The sequence below is a fragment of the Lacisediminimonas profundi genome (assembly GCF_008831265.1).
Taxonomy (GTDB): domain Bacteria; phylum Pseudomonadota; class Gammaproteobacteria; order Burkholderiales; family Burkholderiaceae_D; genus Lacisediminimonas; species Lacisediminimonas profundi.
Window position 1 is genome coordinate 20,050 of sequence record NZ_VTTH01000002.1, and the last position, 20,336, is coordinate 40,385.

Consider the following 20,336-nt stretch of genomic DNA (forward strand, 5'->3'; position numbering starts at 1 on the left):
CAACGCCCTGTCCGCCCCCACTGTCTGCATACGGTATTTCCCATGATGAACGCATCACGACTCCAAGGTATTTTCACGGCGCTGCCCACGCCGGTTCACGCTGACGCCAGCCTGCATGTAGAGGCGGCCGATGGCCTGGTGGCCTATCAGGTCCGGGGCAAGGTCAGCGGCCTGGTGCCGGTTGGCGGTACGGGAGAATACGGCGCACTGCCGCGCCGTACCCGCATCCAGATGGTCGAGCGCTGCGCCCAGGGCGTGGCCCGTCATGGTAGTGGCATGCCGGTCATCGCCGGCATCCTCGACACCGGCTACTACGACGCGCTGGCAGCGGGCCAGGAATTCGCCGCAGCCGGGGCTGATGCGCTGATGGTGGTCACGCCTTACTACACCAATCCGACACAGGCCGGCATCCGCGACTACTACCTGCGCATGGCCGATGCATCGAGTGTGCCACTGGTGATCTACGAGATTCCCTACCGCACCCGGCACGCGATCCAGCCCGAGATACTGCATGAGCTCTCGCGCCATGAAAACATCATCGGCATGAAAGCCTGCAACACCGACATGTATCACTTCCTGCGCGTGGTGGCTGGTGTGGATCCGTCGTTCGCCGTGCTGAGCGGCGAGGACACGCTGCTGCCGCTGCATCTGATGGCCGGTGCCGCTGGCGGCGTGGTCGTCACTGCCACCATGATTCCGCAAGCCTGGACCCGGCTCTACGCGCTGGTGCGCGGCGGCCAGTCGCAGCAGGCGCTGGCTTTGCATCGCGACCTGATGCCGATGATGAACATGATGTTTGCCGAAACCAATCCGGGGCCGCTCAAGGCCGTGCTGGACATGATCGACTGCGCCGCGCCCGATTTGCTGTGCCCCTTGTCGCCGCCGGCCGCACCGCTGGTGGCCGCGCTGCGCAGCGAGATGCAGCGCCTGTTTGCTGCCTATCCGGCACAGGACTGAACTTGCCCATGCTCGCCAATGTTGCCGACTACCGTGAACTGGCCCGTCGTCGCCTGAGCCGGATCGCCTTCGATTATCTGGAAGGCGGGGCCGAGGATGGCAAGACCCTGGCCCGCAACCTGGCGGCCTGGGATGCGCCGCTGTTCCAGTCGCGCGTGCTGCGCGATGTGAGCAGCATCGATCCTTCGGTTCGCATTTTTGGCCAGCCGCAGGCACTGCCGATGATTGTCGGGCCCACCGGACTCAACGGCCTGTACTGGCCCAAGGCCGAAGAAGTGCTGGCGCGCGCAGCACATGCGGCGGGCTTGCCCTTCGTGTTGTCGACTGCCTCCACCTCGCTGATCGAGGATGTGCGCGCTGCCACTACGGGCGACCTGTGGCTGCAACTGTATGTGCAACAGGACCGGCGCATTGCCGAGACCACCATGCGGCGCGCGGTCGATGCCGGTTACTCGACGCTGATGCTGACGGTGGACACCACGGTGCACGGGGTGCGCGACCATGACGTGCGAAACAGTTTCAAGCTGCCGCTGCGTCCCACTCCGCGCCTGGCCTGGGACGTGCTGACCCATCCGCGCTGGTGCTGGCGCATGCTGCGGCAGGGCGGATCGCCGCAACTGGTGAATCTTGCGCGCTCGGTCGGCGAGCGCGCTGACATCAAGCGCCAGGCCGCGACCATGAGCCGCCAGATGGACATGAGCATGGACTGGAACGCGATCGGCTGGCTGCGTCAGCACTGGCCCGGCCGGGTGATGGTCAAGGGTATCCTGTCGCTGGAGGACGCGCTGCTGGCCGCGCGTTACGGTGCGGACGGCGTCGTGCTGTCCAATCATGGCGGACGCCAGCTCGAGGATGCACCCAGCCCCTTGCAACTGCTGCCGGCGGTCAAGGATGCGCTGGGCGATCGCCTGACCGTGCTGGTCGATGGCGGCGTGCGGCGCGGCAGCGACGTGATCAAGGCGGTGGGACTGGGCGCGGCCGGCGTGCTGCTCGGGCGGGCGCCGCTCTACGGACTGTCTGCAACCGGGCCGCAGGGCGTGGCCGAAGTGCTGCGCATACTGCGCAATGAATACGAGATCACGCTGCGCCTGCTCGGGCTGCGCGATTCGAGACAGCTGGGTGAAGAGATCTTCATGCCCGGCTATCGCGAACGGCTGGCGCGGGTATGAAGCCGCCCCGGCCTGGATCCACTGTAAAGGCGTGACAAGATGAATACATTCAACACCGTGCCGCTGGACCAGTTCAGCCATGAAGACCGCTACAAGTTCCTGATGGCCTCGGTGCTGCCGCGTCCGGTGGCATTGGTGACCACGATCAGCGAGGGCGGCGTGCTCAATGCTGCGCCCTTCAGTTGCTACACGGTGCTGTCAGTCACGCCGCCGATCTTTGGCGTGTCCGTGGGACTCAAGGCCGACGGCTCCGAAAAGGACACGCTGCGCAACCTGCGCGCGCGCGGCGAGTGCGTGCTGCATATCCCGAATGTGGCCATGGCGCGCCAGGTCAATCTCGCTGGCCAGGACTGCGAGGCGCACATCAGCGAGATAGCGTTGGCCGGCTGGCATGTGGTGGATGCGGTGAAGGTCGGCGCGCCGCGCATCGTCGAGGCACCGATCCAGTTTGAATGCGTCCTGCGCGACATCGTTGAATACGGTGACCGCCGCTCGGCGCTATGCGTGGTGGAAGCGGTGCATACCCATGCTGCAGACGGCGTGGTGCAGGGGCACCGTGTCGACCATGCGCTGCTGGATGCACTGGGGCGCATCGGCGGCGGCGCCTATTGCAGCGCCAGGGATGCCTTCAGCGCGCCGGCCGCAGCAGAGCCTTTTCAACGCTGAGTCGCGGCTCCCGCGCCTGGCGCGGTGCTATGCTTGTCGCCCATGACACGTCCCAGCAAAAAGCGTCTCCTTGCCGAAGGTGCCCCGGCGCCGGAAAGCACGGTGGCCGCCGACAAGACCTCCTCGTCGCTCTACATCCAGTCGGTGGCCAAGGCGTTTCGCGTGCTGCATGCCTTCGACGGCCCGCAGCGCAATCTGAGCCTGGTGGAAATCGCCAAGGCGGCGCAGCTCGACCGCAGCGCCACGCAGCGGCTGGTCTACACACTGGAAAGCCTGGGCTATCTGCAACGCATTCCCGACACCCGTTTGTACGGTTTGACCGCCGCGCTGATGCAGTTCTCGTTCGACTATGTGCGCTCGAACAGCGTGATCGACAGGGCGCTGCCCTATCTGCAGGAACTCAATCATGAATACGGCGAGACCACCAACCTGCAGGAGCTGCTGGGCAGCGACATCGTGCTGGTGGCGCGCTTCCTGAGCCGTTACCTGGCCAACCTTTCGGTGGCGGTTGGCAGCCGCTTGCCAGCATTCTGCTCGGCCTCCGGCACGGCGCTGCTGTCGCGTATCGACGATGCGACCTGCGAGCAGATACTGAATGCGCGTGAAATGTTACCCCTGACGCCCTACACCGAAACCCGGCCCGACCGCATCCGCGCGCGCATCCGCGAGGCACGCGCCAAAGGGTATGCGCTGATTGCCAATGAATGCCTGCTGGGCGATATCTCGGTGGCCGCCCCAGTGGTCAATGCCGAGGGCATCCCGGTGGCGGCGGTCAACATCTCGGTACCCGAAGCGCGCTGGACCATCGCGCGTGTCGAGCAGGAACTGGCACCCCAAGTGGTACGCGCCGCCAAAGCCATCTCGGCCACTCCGTCCCGGTATTACTGAGTGCAGGCTGATTCAAATGTGGGGGGCAGGTCCTGACTTGTGCTCTGCCGAACAGTTGGGCGGGAGAAGTCAAGACCTGACCCCGTAACTGAACACATAACCCACTTCCATAGAACGGTCCGGCCGATGACCGGAAACGGCGGCTGACAGCCTGCTAATACTGCTAAGGTTTTTTGCCTCTTGATGAGATCGTGGCGCTCCCCAATCCGCTGTCCCCGGAATGATGAGAGTCTGCTGGCGAGAGGAATTCAGTGCCCAAGGAATGTCAAAAGTACAAACTGAAATTTGTCCCCTCCGCCTTGGATGAATGGAACAAGCTCGATGGCTCGGTGAAGGAATACCTGCGCCAGCATCTGAAGAGGCGGCTGGACAATCCTCATGTGCCAAGTGCGGCGCTGAAAGGGGAGCTGAAGGGGTTTTACAAGATCAAGCTGCGGCAGCAGGGGTATCGACTTGTCTACGAGGTCGAGGACGATGCGCTTGTCGTAATGGTGTTGGTCGTGGACAGGCGCGACTCGGTTTACCAGACGGCTCTCGCCAGGCTAACTAACCTGCAGAAGGAACTCCAGAGGGAGAGTGGGCCGACAAACCCGGCCGGGATGAGGACTCGACCCAAACCCTTGAGGCTGGTTTCACTCCCAAGGAAGAAAGCCCAATAGGAAGGGAGGGCGAGCCTCCCTTCCATTACGTCAGTGGGACTTCTTAAATCTCGTCCACATCGACCTCAATCGCCTTCGAACGCTCTTTCAGGCGGGCCAGAACTTTCTGGGTGAGTTCGCGATCAGCTAGCTCTTCCATCATCGCTTCAAAGATCGCCGGCTGAACCATGTAAAACGAAGTCTTGTTGTGGCTGAGCACAGCAACCGGTTTGTCCTTTGCTTTTCGCAGCACTGCAGCAGGGTTCTTCTTGAATTCTGTGATGCTTACCGTTTTGTCCGAGTAGATGGCTTCCATATTAGCTCCATATTTGGAGCCGATTATAGCTCAAAATTGTGCGGGAATGGGCCTCGAATGTGGGGCCAGATCTTGACTTCGGCTCTGCCGAACGTTTGGGCGGGAAAGGTTAAGACCTGACCCGATAACTGCAGTTGCTGGAAGACTTCTACAAGGAAGTCGACAGGGTCTTGAAAGGAGAGTGTTGATGGCCGCCACAACTCTGAGAATCGGCATTGCTTCTGTTGAGAAGCAGCGGCAATGGGCGCTCGAAATTGCGTCTGGAAAAAGGCAGCGCCATGAGGATGATCCTGTCATGTGGTTCCCTTCGATGAGCGCTTTATCCCGGGTCCTGTCTGATGAGAACATGGCTTTGATAAACGCCATCCGGGAACTTCATCCTGAATCAGTCGATGCACTGGCTGAAGCAGTCGGCAAGCAACAATCCAATGTTTCCAGGTCGCTTCACGTACTGGAGCCATATGGACTGGTCAAGCTTCTCAAGAATGGGCGCAAGACTACTCCCGAAGTTCCATTTGAACGCTTGGCTGTGGAGCTATGGATTACGAATGTGGTGTCAGTGACGGGACTCGAACCCGTAAGCCTTGCGGCGAGAGATTTTAAGTCTCTTGTGTATACCAATTCCACCACACTGACAGGTGCCACTGCAGACGCAACTTCTTTTCAAGTCCGCTGTGTCTGCCAATTTCACCACTCGGGCAGAGCGGGGATTCGTGTCAGCCGAGGAGGCGGTGAATCCCTGCGTGAAGAGGGCGCGATTTTAGCACGAGGATCTCAACGCGCCGGCACCGGCTGCCACTCGACGTAGCACTGCTGGACATACGGATAGTAGCCGGCAGGGTAGCGGCAGTAATACCACCATGCTTGCGTGACCGGAGGGGGCGGGGCCTGCACCATCGGCGGGATGTACGGATCGGGATAGGGATAGACCGGTGCCGGGTACCAGTACCACAGGCCCGCAACGATCCACCACCAGCCGTCGCGCCCGGCATGATGCTCGTGCCGCCACTCCCCGCGCTCCCACCGGTGGGCATCACGTTCCGGAAAACGGCGGATGTCGCCATGCCAGCCCGAGCCCGCCGGCGGGCGGGGGTTCGGTCGATATTCCCGAGCCTGCTGAACATAGGGACGCGGCTGGGACTGCCGGGGCTGCTGGACCTGCCGTTCTTGCTGAAACTGAGGAGGCTGTTGAGCCTGGCGCGGCTGCTGAGCTTGTTGAGCCGGGCGAGCTTGTTGTCCTTGCCGGGTTTGCTGCGCCGGTGAAGGCAGCTGAGAGGGGCGCTGCTGTTGACCCTGCTGTGACTGCCGGCCCGGACCCTGGGCACCTCTTTGTTCGGGTCTCGCCCCTCCGCCGGCGCCCGGACGGTGATCTCCTTTTCGGTCGCGCTCCTGGGCATTGGCGGACACGGGCAGCAACAACAGCACGCCGATCAGGCTGGCGATTTGCACGGCCAGCCTTCCCCTGGACTTCAGTGGTTTGTCAGTCATTCCGGTTTTCCTTCCATGTCGGGTATGTCGTATCTGCAGGCAACTTGGTGACGGTAGTCCGAAGCGCGATTTTTCGCACGCCGGGCGCGGGAACGATTGACTCTGCTCAAATCCGGCCATGAAGCGCGACGGCGCTTGATTGAATCGATGCAAGCCGTCGCAATTGATGCGGGTCAAGCGATGCCGCCCCAGACCCGCGAACACTATGAACTTCCGCGCCGATTCCTGGTGGCCACACGCCTATCGCCATGAAGCCGTTTCCGAAGCGTTTCCTGCCGGTTGCATTGCTGGTCGCCGTCGTCATCGGCGGCGCTGCCTGGTGGTACCTGCATCGGCAACAGGCCGAACGGCCGGATGCCTTGTACCAGTTCCAGCAAGTGACGCGTGGCGACGTGTCGCAGCGCGTCTCGGCCAACGGGACTCTCAATCCGGTCACCCTGGTGAACGTCGGCACCCAGGTGTCGGGCACGGTCAGGAAGCTCAATGTGGATTTCAACGACCGGGTGCAGAAAGGGCAGGTGCTGCTCGAACTGGATCCTTCGCTGCTCAATGCGCAGGTAGCGCAGAGCGAGGCGTCGGTCATGAACGCGCAGGCCGTCCTGGACCTGGCGCGCGTCAACGAAGCGCGCAATCGCACCCTGTGGGAACAGGATTCGGTTGCCAGGCAGGATCTCGATGCCGCCGTGCAGGCGCACAAAACTGCCCGGGCGCAGCTGGCGCTGGCGCAGGCGCAACTGGCCAAGGACAAGGTCAACCTGGCTTACACGGTGATCCGCTCGCCGGTGTCGGGGGTGGTGGTCAACCGCTCGGTCGATGTGGGGCAGACGGTGGCGGCCAGTTTCCAGACGCCGACGCTGTTCCAGATCGCACAGGACCTGGCAAAGATGCAGGCTGATACCAGCTTTGCAGAGGCGGATATCGGGAGCATCCGGGTCGGCCAGGCGGCGCGTTTCAATGTCGATGCCTTCCCCGAGCGCAGCTTTGTCGGCGCTGTGAAGTTGATCCGCCTGAACCCGACCACGCAGCAGAACGTGGTCACCTACAACGTCGTGATTGCCGTGGATAATCCGGATCAGCTGCTGTTGCCGGGCATGACGGCCTACGTCAGCATCGAGGTCGCGCAACGAAAGGATGTGGTGCTGGTGCCCAATGCCGCGCTGCGTTTCAAGCCATCGGGCGAGGAGGTGGCCCGCGCATCCAGCGCTTCCGGCACTTCCGGCGCAGCCGGGGCGGGCGCACGACGTCCGGCGGAGACCAGCTCCGGCAAGGTCTACCTGCTGGATGGCAGCAGCCTGAAACCGTTGGCTGTGAAAGTCGGCATCAGCGATGGACGCTACTCCGAATTGCTGGGTGGCGAACTGCGGCCGGGCGACAAGCTGGCTGTGGCAGACCGCCAGCCCAACAATGAACAACCACAGGGGGGCGGCACGCTACGCTTCAGGATGTTCTGATGGGCGAGAAGGAGATCATCCGGGTCGAGCACCTCGACAAGACCTACCAGACCAGGGCCGGGCCATTCCCGGTGCTGAAGGACGTCAGCATGAATGTGCTGCAGGGGGAGTTCGTCGCCATCATGGGGCCGTCGGGTTCGGGCAAGTCGACCTTCATGAATGTGCTGGGCTGCCTGGATCCGCCGACTGCGGGTCTTTATGCGCTGGACGGGCGCAATGTCGGCGAGTTGTCGAGCGATGAACGCGCCGCGCTGCGCAACCGCACCATCGGCTTCGTGTTCCAGGGCTTCAACCTGCTTTCACGCATGAACCTGCTCGACAACGTCGCCTTGCCGCTGGTGTATGCCGGGGTCACGCGCGCGGAGCGCAGGGCGCGCGCACACGAGGTGCTGCAACGGGTCGGGCTGGCCGATCATGCGCAGTCGCTGCCGAGCGAAATATCGGGCGGGGAACAGCAGCGGGTGGCGATCGCGCGCGCACTGGTCACGCATCCGCGCCTGATCCTGGCCGACGAGCCAACCGGCAATCTCGACAGCAAGACCGGCGCCGGCATCATGACCCTGTTCGAAGAGTTGCATCGCGAGCAGATCACGATCCTGGTGGTGACCCACGATGCGGGCGTGGCGGCGCATGCCTTGCGGCTGGTGCGCTTTCTTGACGGGCGTATCGTCGAGGACAAGCGTACCCGGCAGGAGCAGCCGGCATGAAAGGTGGAATGCCGGGTGGAATGCTGGCTGCAATGCTGGGCGAGGCGCGGCTGTCGATGGCGGCCAACCGGCTGCGCACCGTGCTCACCATGCTGGGCATGGTAATCGGGGTGGGGGCGGTGATGCTGATGCTGGCCATCGGGCAGGGCGCGCAATATGCGGTCACCCGCAGCATCAGCACCATGGGCAGCAACCTGCTGATCATTCTCTCGGGGTCCACCACCGCTGGTGGCGTGCGCATGGGCGCCGGGGCCGCTCCGACGCTGACCGTGGCCGACGCCCAGGCCATCGCGGACCTGCCCGGAGTGCAGGCGGTGGCGCCGGTCCATCCGGGTTCTGCCCAGATCGTATATGGTTCAAACAACTGGAATACCAGCGTGTTCGGCACCACGCCGTCCTATCTGGATGTACGCTCCTGGCAGGTGGCCGCGGGCGCTGTGTTCACCGACAACGACTTGCGCTCGGTCACGCGAGTGGCGCTGCTGGGCAACACCGTCGCCAGGAACCTGTTCAATGACGATGATCCGGTGGGCAAGACGGTGCGCATCAGGCAGAGTCCGTTCGTGGTGCTTGGCGTGTTGGCGCCGAAAGGCCAGAGCCTGGACGGGCGCGACCAGGACGACACTGTGCTGATTCCGCTGACCACGGCTCAGCGCAAGCTGTTCGGCACGCAATTTCCCGGCTCGGTGCGACAGATCATGACGCAGGCGGTCTCGGCCGACCGCATGGATGCGGCCGAGCGCGAGATCAATGCGCTGCTGCGCCAGCGGCATCACATTCGGGCTGGCGCGGATGATGACTTTTCGGTGCGCAACCTTACCGCCGCTGCCAATACCGCAGCCGAGACCGCGCGCATCATGTCCTTGTTGCTCGGCGCGATCGCCTCGGTGTCGCTGGTGGTGGGCGGGATCGGCATCATGAATATCATGCTGGTGTCGGTCACCGAGCGCACCCGCGAGATCGGGATCCGGCTGGCGATCGGCGCGCGCGAGCGCGATGTGCTGCTGCAATTCCTGCTGGAAGCAATCATCATCTCGCTGGCCGGATGCCTGGCCGGACTGCTGCTTGGCATTGTCGGCGCCGTTGCCGCCAACCGCATTGCCGATACGGTGGTGGTGGTTTCCGGCAGTTCCGCCCTGATAGCTTTCGGGGTGGCGGCGGCGGTCGGCGTGTTTTTTGGTTATTACCCGGCCAGGAAGGCAGCAAAAATGGATCCGATCGAAGCCTTGCGCTCCCAGTAGCGCACTGGCAACGACGATTGATTCTTGCAGGCCAGACATGACTGTAGTGCAGGCTGCACCATGGTTCGGTGCAGCCTGCACCCAGATCTTCGATTCAGGGCCGGCCGCTTCGGATCGTTCGACCGTGCGGCCGCCGTGTGCTTACCCGCAGGCAAGCTTATGCCGGCATTTGTCGGCTGGATTCAAACATTCAACATCAAAAATTGACATACCTTTCCATGACATCCGGTTCGCCGGATGCGGAAGTTCCGCCCATGCCGGCGCAGCCGGCGAGCAGTGTGACAAGTCCGATAAGTCCGATAGCAATGAGCTTCTTCATTTGTCTCTCCTGGGTAGTGACAATCAGCACGGGACCGTGCACATGCGCGATCCGCACGCGAGCAGTCGCTGCCGGGACTATCCCGCGTGTTATTAATACGATAGCGTTTGCAGCGCACAATGCGTGAGGTCAGTGTCCCCTGCTTGCGGTACCATAAGGTTTGTGTTGCCGGCATTGCGATGTCCGTACTTTTGTACTTGGCAAGACATGTCCACGTCGACATTGAAGAGAATGAAAGTCTATAACCTCCACTGCAGCAACAAGCATTCGTTTGAAGGCTGGTTTTCCTCGGAAGAGGATTTCCGCAGCCAGTGCGAGGGCAAGCGTATCCAGTGTCCGGTTTGCGAGTCGGACAGCGTCACCCGGGTGCCGTCAGCGCCACGGTTGAATTTGTCCGGCGCGTCCACGCCGCCGGAGGTCAGCCAGGCGGCGCAGGCCATGCTGGAAAAATGGACCGAATTGGCGCGCCATGTGGTCGCCAACACCGAAGACGTCGGCGATGCGTTCCCGGAAGAGGCGCGCAAGATCCATTACAAGGAAACACCCGAGCGAGCAATTCGCGGCGTTGCAACAACAAGCGAACGCGAGGCACTGGCCGATGAGGGAATCGAGGTCGTCGCGCTGCCGATTCCCGCAACACCAAAATCCCCGCTGCACTGAATCCCGCAACATCCGTACCAATCCCGCTCAAGTCGCTAACGGTCAGTCCGGCCGCCGGAAATCCGGTGCAGATGCGTCCTGTGGATGAGCTATCGATCCCTGTATAATCCGCTTAATGAACGGTCGTGCTTTTTGGCGAACCAGAACAGGAGACAGCATGGATCTCGAATACAGCGCGGAGGACCTTGCCTTTCGCGACCAGGTGCGCGGCTTCATCGAAGCAAACTTGCCCGCCGAACTTCAGCACAAGGTGCTGAATCACAAACGACTGAGCAAGGACGATTTTGTCCGCTGGCACAAGATCGTGGCCAGGCAGGGCTGGGTCGGCGTCAACTGGCCGGTCGAACACGGCGGCACTGGCTGGAACGCGGTGCAGCGGCATATCTGGGAAGAAGAGTGCGCGCGCGCCGGCACGCCGGCCATCCTGCCTTTCGGCGTCAACATGGTCGCGCCGGTGATCATGGCATTTGGCAACGAGACGCAGAAGCGTCATTACCTGCCGCGCATCCTGAACTGCGATGACTGGTGGTGCCAGGGCTATTCGGAGCCGGGTTCGGGTTCCGACCTGGCGTCGCTGAAAACCCGTGCCGAGCGTCAGGGCGAGCATTACATCGTCAACGGCCAGAAGACCTGGACCACGCTTGGCCAATATGCCGACATGATCTTTTGCCTGGTGCGGACCGACCCGGCCGCGCGCAAGCAGGAGGGCATTTCCTTCCTGCTGATCGACATGAAAACGCCCGGCATCACGGTGCGCCCGATCATCATGCTGGACGAAGACCACGAAGTGAATGAAGTCTTCTTCGACAACGTCAAGGTGCCGGTCGAGAACCTGATCGGCGAAGAAAACAAGGGCTGGACCTACGCCAAGTACCTGCTCGGGCACGAGCGCACCGGCATTGCCGCGGTCGGCCGTTCCAAGCGCGAATTGCAGTTCCTGAAGCGTGTCGCCAACACGCACCTGAAGAACGGCCGTCCGATACTGGAAGATCCGGTGTTCTCGGCCAAAGTGGCGTCACTGGAAATCGAGATCATGGCGCTGGAGATGACGGTGCTGAAGGTGGTGTCGTCGGAAGGCGCGCGGCGCGGACCGGGACCGGAAGCGTCGATGCTGAAGATCAAGGGCACCGAGATCCAGCAGTGGCTGACCGAACTGATGGTGGAAGCAGTGGGGCCGTTCGGCCTGCCGTTTGACCGCGCTTACCTGGAAGGCGAGCAGCCGCATGCGGTCACCGGCGACGATGACGCCGCGCCGCTGGCTTCTTACTATTTCAATTTCCGCAAGACGTCGATCTATGGCGGCTCGAACGAAATCCAGAAAAACATCATCAGCCAGATGATATTGGGACTGTGAGGAAAGCATGGACTTCAACTTCACCGAAGAGCAGAAGCAGTTTGCGGATGCGCTGCGGCGCTGGGCCGGGAAGGACTATGGCTTCGAGCAGCGCAAGAAAATAATTCATTCGCCGTCCGGCGTTTCCGCCGATGCATGGAACACGCTGGTCGAACTGGGCATGACTGCGCTGCCGGTGCCGGAAGCGCAGGGCGGCTTCAGCGGCACGGCGGTCGACATGCTGGTGGTGATGCAGGAACTGGGCCGCGCGCTGGTGGTGGAGCCCTATCTGGCGACCGCGATGGGCGCGCGCATGCTGCAACTGGCAGGCGGCCATGAATCGCTGCTGGAGCGGGTCGCGACCGGGGATTTGCGGCTGGCCTGCGCGCTGTACGAAAAGCAGTCGCGCTATGACCTGACCGACATTGAAACGCGGGCCGTGCCGGCCGGCAGCGGCTATCTGCTGAATGGCAGTAAATGTGTTGTCGTGCATGGCGCCCAGGCTGGCATGCTGTTGGTCTCGGCCCGCAGCAGCGGCCAGCCGCGCGAGCAGGACGGCATCTCGCTGTTCGTGGTAGCCGCTGACGCGCCGGGCGTGACGGTAAAGGATTACCGCACGATCGATGGCCAGCGGGCAGCGGATATCGTTTTTGCTGACGTACAGGTGGCGGCCGACGCCGTGCTCGGCGCCGCCGGCGCGGGCTGGGACATGATCGATGCCGGCGTCGACTACGGCACGACGCTGTTGTGCGCGGAAGCGGTCGGTGCGATGGAGGCACTGAACGCGGCCACGCTCGACTACCTGAAGACGCGCCAGCAATTCGGTGTGCCAATCGGAAAATTCCAGGCGCTGCAGCACCGGATGGTCGACATGTTCATCCAGCAGGAGCAGGCGCGCGCGATGGCCACGCTGGCCGCCGTGCGGGTCGATGGGCAGGATGCGGTCGAACGCCGCCGCAACGTGTCGGCAGCCAAGGCGCGGGTGGGGCAGGCGCTGAAATATGTTGGCCAGCAGGCGATACAGCTGCACGGCGGCATGGGCGTCACCGACGAGATGCCGGCTTCGCATTACTTCAAGCGGCTGTCGATGATCGAGCTGACACTGGGCGACACCGACTATCATCTGTCGCGTTTCGCCAGCCAGCCTGGTTTTCGCGACGCGGCCTGATGGCTGCGCATTCGCCAGCCAGACAACGGAATTTCATCAAATAAAGTGCAAATAGCGAGCAAACGGACACTGCATGTCATCTGAAAAAATGTATCTGGAAGATTTTTACGTAGGCCAGAAGATTGAGCTTGGCTCATTCAGCTTTAGTGAAGAAGAAATACTGGAGTTCGCAAATCGCTTTGATCCCCAGCCATTCCACGTCCAGCCCGAGGCTGCGCGCGAATCAGTGTTCGGTGGCCTGATCGCCAGCGGCTGGCACACCTGCAGCCAGATGATGCGCCTGATGTGCGACAACCTGCTGGCCAGGGTCGATTCGATGGGCTCGCCGGGTTGCGATGAGCTGCGCTGGCTGAAGCCGGTGCGTCCCGGCGACCAGATCCGGACCGAGATGGTGGTGACGGCGGTGCGGGCGTCGGCGAGCAAGCCGGATCGCGGATTCATGAGCAGCGACTGGAATGCGTGGAACCAGCACGGGGAAAAAGTAGTGTCCATCAAGGCGGTCGGCATGTATGGCTGCCGTCCGAAATCAGATAAACAAGCGTAAGGAGCAGGGAATGCGGGTAATCGAAACATTGGGGGAATTGCGGGAGCTGGTCGGGCAGGAGGTGGCCGTCTCGGATTGGGTGGAAATCACGCAGCAACAGGTGCAGACATTCGCCGAGGCGACTGGCGATCATCAGTGGATCCACTTGGACGTGGAACGGGCCAGGCGCGAGTCGCCGTATGGCGGCACGATCGCCCACGGCTTCCTGACCCTGTCGCTGCTGCCGAGGCTGATGAACAGCGCGGTGCAGATGAAGGATGTGAAGATGGCCGTGAATTACGGCCTGAACAAGGTGCGATTTCCGGCACCGGTGCCGGTCGGCAGCAGGCTGCGGGCGCGGATGACGCTGCAGTCGGTCGAGGACATCCCCGGTGGCGCACAGGTGACCTGGCTGGTGACGGTGGAGCGTGAGGGTAGCGACAAGCCGGTGTGCGTGGCGGAGTCTATTTCGAGGCGGTACGCTTAGGCTGATAGGGTAATTTCCGGCCCAGACCACGAATGCTCCCTCCCTTTCCAGGGGAGGGAGCTACAAAGTCGATCAGCCATCGACGCTCTTGCTGCGGTGGAAATCGAATCGCGCCAATCACTTCATCGGCGAGAACCCCATCGGCACCAGCAAGGAATTCTCCTGGGTCATCCAGCGCGCACGTCCGCCGGGCGGCGGCCATGTCCCTTTCGCCACTTCGCCGGCACGGATGCGAAGGCGATCGTCGTAACTCTCGTACACCCACAGATGAATGAAGCGCAGTGCGCGTGAATTGATCGAATACATCACCAGCGGCGCCGGCGAGACCTGCGTCCGATTCAACAGCGGTTCCTTCCACGTCTCCAGCAGTTCGTCCAGCATCCCGGGACGATAGACATAGCTGCGCATCTCGTAGATCGCTCCGGCTTTTCCGGGCGAGGGCGGGGTCATGTAGGGCACTACCCTGAACTGTTCGATCTGCACGTCCTGCGTCATCGGCAAGACGTCGCTCAGCCAGTTTTTGCCGCCTGGGGTGAACTCGGTCGGCCCCGATGCACTGCTGGTCTCGTCATAACGTCGCAGCAGCAACACGTCGTTCACGCGGCCGACTTCGGTGGTCCAGGCGGCGACCAGTTCGGCCGGGCAGGCGGACGCGGCGGCGTCGAGCGCGGATACAACATCCTTGAGCCTGGCAGCGGCCGTGGTCAGGGTCGTCAGTTCGTAGATCATGGTGGCGAATACTCGTGGCGGGGGAAAGCCACGAGTATGCCAGTTTCAGGCCGCGCTCAGTTGGGAGCGGGATCGTCGATGTCGTCGAACCACTGGTACAGCGCGGGCACCACCACCAGCGTCAGCAGCGTGCAGGTGATCAGTCCGCCGATCACCACGATGGCCAGCGGGCGCTGCACTTCGGAGCCAGGGCCGGTCGAGAACAGGAAGGGAATCAGCCCGAGCATGGCGACGGTCGCCGTCATCATCACCGGCCGGAAGCGCAGCACGGCGCCTTTCTGCGCGGCTTCCAGCAGCGCCATGCCGTTCAGGCGCAGGCTGCGGATGCACGACACCAGCACCACGCCGTTGAGCACCGCAATGCCCCACAGCGCAATGAACCCGACCGAGGCTGGCACCGACAGGTATTCCCCGGCGACGAACAGGCCGATGATGCCGCCGATCGATGCAAATGGCAGCACCATGATGATCAGCGATGCCAGCCGGATCGAGCCGAACAGCAGGAACAACAGGAAGAAGATGGCAGCGACGGTGACCGGGACGATTATGCTCAGGTGGCCCATTGCCCGCTCCATGTTCTGGAACTGTCCGCCCCATTCGATGGTATAGCCTTCCGGCATTTTCACCTGGCGTTCGACCTGCTGCTTCAGCTCGGCCACGAAGCCCCCGAGGTCGCGATCCTTGACGTTGACGCCCACCACGATCCGGCGCCGTGCCGATTCGCGCGAGATCTGGGCCGGACCGTCCTCGATCCGGATATCGGCCACGCTCTCCAGCGCCACTTGCAGCCCGCGCGGGGAGTTGATCAGCTGATTGCGGATTGCTTCGACGTTGTTGCGGAAACCTTCCGGCAGGCGCACCACCGCATTGTAGCGGCGCGTTCCTTCGTAGATTTCGGTCGCCACCTTGCCGCCGATTGCGGTCTCGATCACGTCATGCACGTCGGCCACATTGATGCCCAGGCGCGCGATGGCCTGGCGGTTGATGTCGATCGACAGATACTGCTGGCCGCTGACGCGTTCCACCCGCATGTCGTAGGCACCGGTGACGCCCTTGGCCACGCGCTCGATTTCTTCCGCTGTCTTTTTCAGGACGTCGAGATCGTCGCCGAATACCTTGACCGCAACGTCCGAGCGTACCCCCGTCACCATCTCGTCGACGCGGTCGGAAATTGGCTGCGCCATCACGATCTGCACGCCGGGAAGCGTCAGCAGTTTCTTGCGGATCGCTTCGGCGATGTCGTCCTGGTTCCAGCCGCTGGGCCATTGGTCGCGCGGCTTCAGGCTGACGATAGGCGTCGATTCATTCTGGCCCTGGGGATCGGCCGGCGACTCGCCGCGGCCGACGCCGGACACCGCCGACTTCACGCCCGGCACCGTCATCACCAGCCGCATTGCCTCCTGTTCCATCTTGATCGATTCTTCGAGCGAGATGTTGGGCACGCGGTTGATGCCGGGCACGATCGATCCTTCCCGCATCTCGGGAATGAAGGCGGTGCCCAGGAAGGGCACCATCAGCAGCGCCACCACGAACGCGGCCAGCGCGCTGAGGAAGGTCTTCTTGGGCGCTGCCAGTGCCCGCGCCAATACCGGCAGGTAGGGCTTCTTCATCGCCTTGATCAGCCGTGTTTCATGCTCCCCTTCGCCCTGCTTTACCTTCAGCAGGAACGAGGACAGCACCGGCGTGAGCGTCAGCGACAGCAGCAGGGAAATGAATAGGGCGATGGAGATGGTGTACGCCAGCGGCGCGAACATCTTGCCTTCCATGCCGCTCAAGGTCATCAACGGCAGGAACACCAGGATGATGATGCCGATGCCGAATATCACTGGCGTGGCGACTTCCATCACCGCGCCCTGGATGATGCGCAGCTTGCTGCGCCCGTGTCCCGGCCGGCCCAGATGGGCATAGGCGTTTTCCACCACGACCGCGGGGCCGTCGACCATCAGGCCGATGGCGATCGCCAGGCCCCCCAGGGACATCAGGTTGGCCGATAGTCCGTATCGGTTCATCACCAGGAAGGTCAGCAGCGGCGTCAGCACCAGGGTGGCCACCACTGCCAGCGAGGAGCGCACGTCGCCGAGGAACAGGAACAACACGATCACGACCAGGATCACGCCTTCGATCAGGACCTTGACCACGGTCTTGAGCGCAGCGTCAACCAGTTCCGAGCGGTCGTAGTAGGAGACGACCTGCAGGCCGTCGGGGAGCATGCCCTTGGCATTGATTTCCTTGACCCGGGCCTGGATGCGCGACACCACTTCCTTGGCATTGCCGCCGCGCAGCATCAACACGATGCCGCCGACCGATTCGGTGACGCCGTTCTTGACCAGCGCGCCTTGCCGCACTTCGTGTCCGACCGTGACTTCGGCCACGTCGCGCACCGTGACCGGCACCGCTTCGCTTTCCTTCAGCACGATGCTGCGGATGTCGTCCATGTCCTTGATCAGGCCGACGCCGCGGATCAGGTACTGCTCGGCATACTGGGGCAGCACGCCGCCGCCGGAGTTGGCATTGTTCAGCGCCAGCGAGCGGTAGACCTGCTGCAGCGACAGGCCGTAGTGGCGTAGCCGTTCCGGATTGACCAGCACCTGGTATTGCTTGACGTAGCCGCCCTGCGAATTGATCTCGGCTACGCCGGGGATCGAGCGCAGCAGGGGACGCACCACCCAGTCCTGGGTGTTGCGGCGCCGGGTCAGCTCTTCGACCGACAGGTTCTTTCCGGCGTCGTCGGGACGCTCCAGCGTGTATTGGTAGACCTCGCCCAGTCCGGTCGACACCGGACCCAGCACCGGCACGGCGCCGGCGGGCAGGCGGGCGCCGATTTCGATCAGCCGTTCCATGACAAGCTGGCGGGCGAAATAGACGTCGGTCTGGTCGGTGAACACCAGCGTGATGAGCGACAGGCCGGCCTTGTTCAACGAGCGGATTTCCGTCATCGCCGGCAAGCCGGTCATCGAAATTTCAATCGGGGCCGTGACCAGGCGCTCGACTTCCTCCGGCGAGCGGCCCGGCGCTTCGGTGGCGATCTGCACCTGGACGTTGGTGACATCCGGGAAGGCGTCGACCGACAGCTTTTGCGCAGCCCGGAAGCCGAACGCCATCAGGGCGAGCGCGATCACCACCACCACCAGGCGCTGGTTGAGCGCACTGCGTATGAGCGATTCGATCACGACTGGCCACCTGCTTGCATGCGCTTGCGCTCGTTGTTCAGGTGGAAGGCGCCCTCGATGACGACCCGGTCACCCGCCTTGATGCCGCTTTCGACCGGCCGCAGCTTGTCCTGCTCCGGCAGCAGCTTCACTTTTACCAGCCGGTACTTGCCAGCCGAGATTTCCTGCAGCACATGGTCTTCGTCGTCCTCGCGCACCACTGCCGCTGACGGCACGACCAGCCGTTCGACCGGGCGGGTGCGGATGATCATGGTGGCCAGCATGGCCGGCTTCAGGCTACGGTCGGCGTTGTCGACCTCGGTGCGCACGGTCACGGTGCGGTTTTCCACATTGACGGTGTCACCGACATAGACCAGCTTGCCGGTCAGGCGTGAATTCTGCAGCGCCGGCACTTCGATCGACACCGTCTGGCCGGCCTGGATCCCGGCGATTTGCTGTTCCGGCACTTGTGCGGTCACCCATAGCCGCGACAGGTCGGCGATGGTAAACAGGGCATCCGCCGGCTGTATCACTTGTCCCAGCGCGACCTTGCGTTCGACCACGATGCCGCTGGCGCTAGCCACTACCTGCGAGGTCGAGTTGATGGCACCGGTCTTGCTGATAGCCTCGATTGCGCGCGCTGTCATGCCCTGCACCCGTAGCTGGTCCGCTGCGGCACGCGTTTCCGCTTCTGCAATCGCCAGTTCGCTTTCCCGCTTCTGCAATTCTGCAGCGCCGATGACGTCCGCTGACAGCAGCAGCTTGGCGCGTTCGACATTGCGCCGGTGCAGATCCACCTGCGCTCGGGCGCGCAGATAGGCCAGCTGGGCCGCGCCCAGCTCGGCGCTGTGCAATTGGGCCAGCAGGTCGCCGGCACGCACCGATTGGCCGAGGGTGCCCTTCAGTTCGGTCACGCGGCCGGTGACGTTGGCGCCAATGCGTGCCACGCGCTGCTCATCGAAGTCGATGCGCCCGGCAATGCGTTCGGATTGGCTGATGAGCGCGTTGGCGGCCGGCGCGATCTTCAGCTGGCGCTGCATGTCGGCGCTGACCTGCACCAGGTTCGGATCAGCGGCAGCGGCGGCGCTGGCTGCCGGCTTTGCCGGTTCGTTCGGTTTGCAGGCAGCCAGCGCCAGCAGCATGGCGGTTGCCAGCAGGCCGCGGCGCAGCGCGGAAGGGGAGGGGCGCATAAGTTCAGGAGTCATCATTCGCGATGGAGTCGTTCGATTTCAATCAGCGCAGCGCGTACTTCGTAGCGTGCTGCGATCAGTTCATTGCGGGCGCTGCGGTAGAACCGCTGCGCGTCGAGGTAATCCAGGATGCCGCGTTCGCCAAATCTGTAGGCGGCTTCGGCCACCCGCAGTGCTGCTTCAGACTGGCGCAGGATGCCGGACTCTAGCGCGGCCACCTGGTTGCGGCTGATTTCGTACTGCTGGTAGGCGGCTTCGAGAGACTGTTGCAGGCTGAATTCGCGCTGCTCCTGTTCTAGTTGCAGCCGGTTCAGTTGGGCGGTGGCGTCGGCAATCGGGCCGGCGCGCCGGTCCCACAGCGGAATGCTCATGGTCACGCCCAGGCGCGCGCCGCGCACCTCCGGATCCTGGTCGTAGCCGGCCCGCAAGGCCACGGTCGGCAGCCGGGCGGCTCGCTCGAATGCCAGTTGCTGGCGGGCGCGTTCGGCCAGCGCACGGTCGCGCGCGAGATCCGGATTGGTGGCCAGTGTCTCCTGCCGCAGCCGCTCCAGCTTGGGCAGTTCTGGCAGCGGAGTTGAATCCGGGATTACGTCGAAGCGGGATGCCATCGGTGCGCCGACAGCCTTGCGCAGCATGGCCCTGGCCATTGCTACCCGCAGGCGTGCGCCCTGCACGTGTTTCTGGGCATTGAGCAGTTCGGCATCGGCCTTGATGATGTCGTAGCGGGGCGCCTCGCCGGACTTCACCCGCACTGATACCCGCTCATTGATCTGGGTCGAGGTAACCAGATCCTGTTCGGCTGCGTCGAGCTCCGCCTGTCGCCGCAGCAGTTCGTAGTACTGCAGCTTCAGGTTGCGAATCATCTCGCGCTGCGTGGCCCGTAGCTGGGCCTGCTCTGCTGTCAGCCCTGCGGTGGCGGCATTGATGCGGGCGTTGCGCTGGGGCGGCAGGTCGAGGCGCTGCGTGATCGACAGGCTGCGCGTGTTGCCCTCGATCGAACCCGCCAGGCGAGCGCGTTGCGATCCTGTCAGGATTTCGACTTCGGGGTTCGGCAGGGCACGCGCCGTCTCGATTCCTGCTTCTGCGCTCCTGACCTGCTGGTTGGCGGCACGCAGGCCGGCATTTTGCGTTTGCGCCAGCTCGATCAGTTGGGGCAATGTGTACAGCCCGCTGTCGGCGCTGTTGGCGCTGGCGCGGCTGGCGGTGAAGGTGAGTGTGGTCGCCAGCATCAGCAGCGCCGCTTTTGCAGCTAGCGCG

20 protein-coding genes, 1 tRNA gene and 1 pseudogene are annotated in these 20,336 nt (G+C 63.0%); 14 read left to right on the top strand and 8 right to left on the bottom strand.

Going from position 1 to position 20,336, the window contains the following annotated elements; genetic code table 11:
* The first annotated feature begins 42 nt into the window (after positions 1–42).
* From FVE66_RS05695 to FVE66_RS05715, 5 genes are all read left to right on the top strand, one after another.
* Complete coding sequence (locus FVE66_RS05695; RefSeq protein ID WP_151446462.1) at positions 43–957, top strand: dihydrodipicolinate synthase family protein; 915 nt, start codon at positions 43–45, stop codon at positions 955–957.
* An 8-nt stretch (positions 958–965) separates the two neighbouring features.
* Complete coding sequence (locus FVE66_RS05700; protein WP_151446463.1) at positions 966–2,126, top strand: alpha-hydroxy acid oxidase; 1,161 nt, start codon at positions 966–968, stop codon at positions 2,124–2,126.
* A 39-nt stretch (positions 2,127–2,165) separates the two neighbouring features.
* Positions 2,166–2,792 carry a flavin reductase family protein gene (locus tag FVE66_RS05705; protein ID WP_151446464.1) on the top strand — a complete coding sequence of 209 codons (627 nt, stop codon included), beginning with the start codon at positions 2,166–2,168 and terminating at the stop codon, positions 2,790–2,792.
* A gap of 42 nt (positions 2,793–2,834) precedes the next feature.
* A complete protein-coding gene (locus FVE66_RS05710; protein ID WP_151446465.1) occupies positions 2,835–3,680 on the top strand; it encodes an IclR family transcriptional regulator in 846 nt (281 codons plus the stop codon).
* A 251-nt stretch (positions 3,681–3,931) separates the two neighbouring features.
* Positions 3,932–4,339 (top strand): type II toxin-antitoxin system RelE family toxin, encoded by a 408-nt coding sequence (locus FVE66_RS05715; protein WP_151446466.1) that lies wholly within the window; start codon positions 3,932–3,934, stop codon positions 4,337–4,339.
* Between the two features lie 43 nt (positions 4,340–4,382).
* Here the strand turns inward: FVE66_RS05715 and FVE66_RS05720 are convergent, their stop codons facing one another.
* A complete protein-coding gene (locus FVE66_RS05720; RefSeq protein ID WP_151446467.1) occupies positions 4,383–4,634 on the bottom strand; it encodes a type II toxin-antitoxin system Phd/YefM family antitoxin in 252 nt (83 codons plus the stop codon).
* 187 nt (positions 4,635–4,821) lie between these two features.
* Between FVE66_RS05720 and FVE66_RS20700 the strand changes: the two are divergent.
* Positions 4,822–5,145: pseudogene (locus FVE66_RS20700) on the top strand (HVO_A0114 family putative DNA-binding protein); the annotation flags it as partial.
* Between the two features lie 40 nt (positions 5,146–5,185).
* Here FVE66_RS20700 and FVE66_RS05730 read toward each other — a convergent pair.
* Positions 5,186–5,270 (bottom strand) — tRNA-Leu (locus FVE66_RS05730).
* A 138-nt stretch (positions 5,271–5,408) separates the two neighbouring features.
* On the bottom strand, positions 5,409–6,122 hold the full coding sequence (locus tag FVE66_RS05735) for a hypothetical protein (RefSeq protein ID WP_151446468.1): 714 nt from the start codon (positions 6,120–6,122) through the stop codon (positions 5,409–5,411).
* A gap of 248 nt (positions 6,123–6,370) precedes the next feature.
* On the opposite strand from FVE66_RS05735, the gene FVE66_RS05740 reads away from it, so the two are divergent.
* The 3 genes from FVE66_RS05740 to FVE66_RS05750 are packed head-to-tail and all read left to right on the top strand — an operon-like array spanning position 6,371 to position 9,521.
* Entirely contained in the window at positions 6,371–7,573 is a 1,203-nt protein-coding gene (locus FVE66_RS05740; RefSeq protein WP_151446469.1) for an efflux RND transporter periplasmic adaptor subunit, read from the top strand.
* Complete coding sequence (locus FVE66_RS05745; protein WP_151446470.1) at positions 7,573–8,280, top strand: ABC transporter ATP-binding protein; 708 nt, start codon at positions 7,573–7,575, stop codon at positions 8,278–8,280. Before FVE66_RS05740 ends, FVE66_RS05745 begins: the two co-directional genes overlap by 1 nt.
* Positions 8,277–9,521, top strand: coding sequence for an ABC transporter permease (locus FVE66_RS05750; RefSeq protein WP_241673044.1), 1,245 nt, complete (start codon positions 8,277–8,279; stop codon positions 9,519–9,521). Before FVE66_RS05745 ends, FVE66_RS05750 begins: the two co-directional genes overlap by 4 nt.
* 196 nt (positions 9,522–9,717) lie before the next feature.
* Here FVE66_RS05750 and FVE66_RS20590 read toward each other — a convergent pair whose 3' ends face one another.
* Positions 9,718–9,840: a hypothetical protein gene (locus FVE66_RS20590; RefSeq protein ID WP_277753151.1), complete on the bottom strand. Its 123-nt coding sequence runs from the start codon at positions 9,838–9,840 to the stop codon at positions 9,718–9,720.
* A 231-nt stretch (positions 9,841–10,071) separates the two neighbouring features.
* Between FVE66_RS20590 and FVE66_RS05755 the strand changes: the two genes are divergently transcribed.
* From FVE66_RS05755 to FVE66_RS05775, 5 genes are all read left to right on the top strand, one after another.
* Entirely contained in the window at positions 10,072–10,500 is a 429-nt protein-coding gene (locus tag FVE66_RS05755; RefSeq protein WP_151446471.1) for a DUF1178 family protein, read from the top strand.
* Between the two features lie 157 nt (positions 10,501–10,657).
* Positions 10,658–11,854 (top strand): acyl-CoA dehydrogenase family protein, encoded by a 1,197-nt coding sequence (locus FVE66_RS05760; protein ID WP_151446472.1) that lies wholly within the window; start codon positions 10,658–10,660, stop codon positions 11,852–11,854.
* Positions 11,855–11,861: 7 nt separating this feature from the next.
* Positions 11,862–13,001 (top strand): acyl-CoA dehydrogenase family protein, encoded by a 1,140-nt coding sequence (locus FVE66_RS05765; RefSeq protein ID WP_151446473.1) that lies wholly within the window; start codon positions 11,862–11,864, stop codon positions 12,999–13,001.
* Positions 13,002–13,074: 73 nt separating this feature from the next.
* Positions 13,075–13,545, top strand: a complete 471-nt coding sequence (locus FVE66_RS05770; protein WP_151446474.1) for a MaoC family dehydratase — start codon at positions 13,075–13,077, stop codon at positions 13,543–13,545.
* A 10-nt stretch (positions 13,546–13,555) separates the two neighbouring features.
* Positions 13,556–14,011, top strand: a complete 456-nt coding sequence (locus tag FVE66_RS05775) for a MaoC family dehydratase (RefSeq protein WP_151446475.1) — start codon at positions 13,556–13,558, stop codon at positions 14,009–14,011.
* A gap of 117 nt (positions 14,012–14,128) precedes the next feature.
* Here FVE66_RS05775 and FVE66_RS05780 read toward each other — a convergent pair whose 3' ends face one another.
* The 4 genes from FVE66_RS05780 to FVE66_RS05795 are packed head-to-tail and all read right to left on the bottom strand — an operon-like array spanning position 14,129 to position 20,308.
* Positions 14,129–14,740, bottom strand: coding sequence for an NIPSNAP family protein (locus tag FVE66_RS05780; RefSeq protein ID WP_151446476.1), 612 nt, complete (start codon positions 14,738–14,740; stop codon positions 14,129–14,131).
* A gap of 56 nt (positions 14,741–14,796) precedes the next feature.
* Positions 14,797–17,910: an efflux RND transporter permease subunit gene (locus tag FVE66_RS05785; protein WP_151446477.1), complete on the bottom strand. Its 3,114-nt coding sequence runs from the start codon at positions 17,908–17,910 to the stop codon at positions 14,797–14,799.
* On the bottom strand, positions 17,907–19,094 hold the full coding sequence (locus FVE66_RS05790; RefSeq protein WP_241673045.1) for an efflux RND transporter periplasmic adaptor subunit: 1,188 nt from the start codon (positions 19,092–19,094) through the stop codon (positions 17,907–17,909). Before FVE66_RS05790 ends, FVE66_RS05785 begins: the two co-directional genes overlap by 4 nt.
* Positions 19,094–20,308: a TolC family protein gene (locus FVE66_RS05795; RefSeq protein WP_151446478.1), complete on the bottom strand. Its 1,215-nt coding sequence runs from the start codon at positions 20,306–20,308 to the stop codon at positions 19,094–19,096. Before FVE66_RS05795 ends, FVE66_RS05790 begins: the two co-directional genes overlap by 1 nt.
* Positions 20,309–20,336 lie beyond the last annotated feature (28 nt).

Bases quoted from the DNA above. Each gene is read 5' to 3' on its own strand.
- FVE66_RS05700 (WP_151446463.1), top strand. From the start codon at position 966: ATGCTCGCCAATGTTGCCGACTACCGTGAACTGGCCCGTCGTCGCCTG.
- FVE66_RS05755 (WP_151446471.1), top strand. From the start codon at position 10,072: ATGAAAGTCTATAACCTCCACTGCAGCAACAAGCATTCGTTTGAAGGC.
- FVE66_RS05720 (WP_151446467.1), bottom strand. From the start codon at position 4,634: ATGGAAGCCATCTACTCGGACAAAACGGTAAGCATCACAGAATTCAAG.
- FVE66_RS05735 (WP_151446468.1), bottom strand. From the start codon at position 6,122: ATGACTGACAAACCACTGAAGTCCAGGGGAAGGCTGGCCGTGCAAATC.
- FVE66_RS05765 (WP_151446473.1), top strand. From the start codon at position 11,862: ATGGACTTCAACTTCACCGAAGAGCAGAAGCAGTTTGCGGATGCGCTG.
- FVE66_RS05745 (WP_151446470.1), top strand. From the start codon at position 7,573: ATGGGCGAGAAGGAGATCATCCGGGTCGAGCACCTCGACAAGACCTAC.
- FVE66_RS05775 (WP_151446475.1), top strand. From the start codon at position 13,556: ATGCGGGTAATCGAAACATTGGGGGAATTGCGGGAGCTGGTCGGGCAG.
- FVE66_RS05790 (WP_241673045.1), bottom strand. From the start codon at position 19,094: ATGACTCCTGAACTTATGCGCCCCTCCCCTTCCGCGCTGCGCCGCGGC.
- FVE66_RS05710 (WP_151446465.1), top strand. From the start codon at position 2,835: ATGACACGTCCCAGCAAAAAGCGTCTCCTTGCCGAAGGTGCCCCGGCG.
- FVE66_RS05795 (WP_151446478.1), bottom strand. From the start codon at position 20,308: ATGCTGGCGACCACACTCACCTTCACCGCCAGCCGCGCCAGCGCCAAC.
- FVE66_RS05705 (WP_151446464.1), top strand. From the start codon at position 2,166: ATGAATACATTCAACACCGTGCCGCTGGACCAGTTCAGCCATGAAGAC.
- FVE66_RS05750 (WP_241673044.1), top strand. From the start codon at position 8,277: ATGAAAGGTGGAATGCCGGGTGGAATGCTGGCTGCAATGCTGGGCGAG.
- FVE66_RS05770 (WP_151446474.1), top strand. From the start codon at position 13,075: ATGTCATCTGAAAAAATGTATCTGGAAGATTTTTACGTAGGCCAGAAG.
- FVE66_RS05760 (WP_151446472.1), top strand. From the start codon at position 10,658: ATGGATCTCGAATACAGCGCGGAGGACCTTGCCTTTCGCGACCAGGTG.
- FVE66_RS20590 (WP_277753151.1), bottom strand. From the start codon at position 9,840: ATGAAGAAGCTCATTGCTATCGGACTTATCGGACTTGTCACACTGCTC.
- FVE66_RS05780 (WP_151446476.1), bottom strand. From the start codon at position 14,740: ATGATCTACGAACTGACGACCCTGACCACGGCCGCTGCCAGGCTCAAG.
- FVE66_RS05695 (WP_151446462.1), top strand. From the start codon at position 43: ATGATGAACGCATCACGACTCCAAGGTATTTTCACGGCGCTGCCCACG.
- FVE66_RS05740 (WP_151446469.1), top strand. From the start codon at position 6,371: ATGAAGCCGTTTCCGAAGCGTTTCCTGCCGGTTGCATTGCTGGTCGCC.